The sequence below is a fragment of the Micromonospora humidisoli genome (genome assembly GCF_016900955.1).
GTDB lineage: Bacteria > Actinomycetota > Actinomycetes > Mycobacteriales > Micromonosporaceae > Micromonospora > Micromonospora wenchangensis.
Map to the genome: position 1 here is coordinate 1 of NZ_JAFEUO010000023.1, position 1,894 is coordinate 1,894.

A 1,894-nucleotide genomic window follows, 5' to 3' on the forward strand; every position below is an offset into this window, starting at 1 on the left:
GAAGTCGGGCAGGTCGGCGCCCGCTGTTATGCGCTCTTACTGGGCTGGTTCGGACATATCACGCTACCGATGTCCAAACATGAATCGGCCACTACTGCCCCGAACGCGAAACAAACGTCCAGTCAGACCCTGTGGCAACGCCGCACCGCCGCGTGCGTGGTGATCAACGTCTTGCCAGGCCTGCACGCGGCGAACACCTGTCTCCTGCCGTCGTGGGTGGTGTGCTCGGCGGTCACCTCAACCGCTTCCTGCTGGTCTTCCCGCAGCGGTGGCACCGCCTCGCAGGGTCTTCGGTCTTGGGAACGTCGGGCCGATAGCGGCCCGCCTTTCTGCCGCGTGCAGCCGTGTCCGGGGCGGTCAGGGTCCTGCGGTGTCTGCGGGGTGGTTGTTGACGACCCCGCAGCAGAGGGCAGTCTGGCTTGGGTTATGGGAGTTGGCCTGTGTGGATTGCCCAGGCGATGGTCTGGTAGCGGCTTCGGAATCCGGTGCGTTTGTTGAGTGCTTGTAGTCGATTGATGATGGTGCGTTCGCCGGTGTTCATGGTGTTGGCGATCTGGCGGACGGTGTGTCCGGCGGCGGTGCTGCGCAGGATGGTGGTGGTGTGGTTGTCGAGGGTGATGGGTGTGGTGGTGGGGTGGGGGGTGGGTGGTAGGGGGATCAGGTGGTGGCGGGCTGCCCAGGCGACGGCTTCGATGGTGGTGGTCACGCCGAGGCGGCCGATCATGGGCAGGAGGATCCGTCGTTGGAGGAAGGCTTTGGAGACTCCCAGTCGGCGGGCGGTGTCGGTTTGACTCATGCCGGCGGTGATGAGGCGGATCGCGTGGGTTTCTCGGGGGGTCAGGGTCGGGGTGGGTGTGGTGGTGTTCGGGGTGGTCGGGGATGGGGTTCGTTGGCGTTCGTCGGCGCGGATGACGTGTTCCCAGATGGGTGCGCAGGACACCGGTGCCCACGGCGTGTGGGGGTTGCGGTGGGTGTGTCCGGCGGCGGCGCAGGCGGCGATTGCTGCTGAGGCGAGTGGGTGTCCCATGTGCCAGTACCGCTGGTGCCGTCGGGGTGGCGGTGGTGGGGCGGCGTCGGGTGTGCGGGCGGGTGTGTCGTTGTGGCGGCGTCGGACCATTTTCAGTGCGGTGCGGGGGGTGAGGTCGCCGGTGAGGAGGCGGTGTTGTTCGCCGGGGGTGAGGCGGAGGAGGGTGATGCGGTCGGTGACCCAGCGTGTGGTGGTGCCGAGGCTGGTGGCGATGTGGGGCACGGGTAGGTGTTCGACTCGTACGAGGTGTGCGAGGGTTTTGGCTTGTGCCAGTGGTGTGTATCCGCCGTCGATGTGCCAGGCGAGTTGTTGTAGGGCCCGTGCGGCGCCGGTGAGGTGGCGTCCGGTGATGACGCTGATGTGGGTGTGTCCGAGGCGGCGCATGGCGGTCCATCGGCGTTGCCCGTCGAGGATCTCGCATCTGCCGTCGGGTGTGGTCGCGATTCTGATCGGGTCTTTCTGCCCGGCTTTGTCGATGGAGCGTTGCAGGTTGATGCTGTCGGTGGTCGGGCCGCGCCAGTTGATGCCCGGGGTGACGTCGTGGATCGGGATCCGGTAGATCACGGTGGCGACCGTCGCCGTGGTGGAGGGTAGGACCGCAGGGGCGGTAGGAATGGGGCTCATGGGTGTCCCAAGGTCGTCGCAGAGGTAGGGCGGACGTCGGGATGACCGGAGTCATCCCGACGTTCTCGTGTTTTGACCGTTGTGTGGGGAGGGTGGGCAGGGTGGTGTGGTGTGGGTGTTTGGGCTTCCCCCTGAGATGTGGACACCCTGAGACTGGATGTTGGTCCAGAGGAAGGGGTGTCCCCGTTGGGGCGTCCATCGAAGTACACGGAAGAGTTTCAGCGTGACGCGATTGAGCTGGTC

General features: G+C 66.0%; 1 protein-coding gene. It reads right to left on the bottom strand.

All coding sequences use genetic code 11. The features are described from left to right. Positions 1–424: 424 nt before the first annotated feature. Positions 425–1,591 (bottom strand): ParB N-terminal domain-containing protein, encoded by a 1,167-nt coding sequence (locus JQN84_RS31125; protein WP_204962156.1) that lies wholly within the window; start codon positions 1,589–1,591, stop codon positions 425–427. Positions 1,592–1,894: the final 303 nt, after the last annotated feature.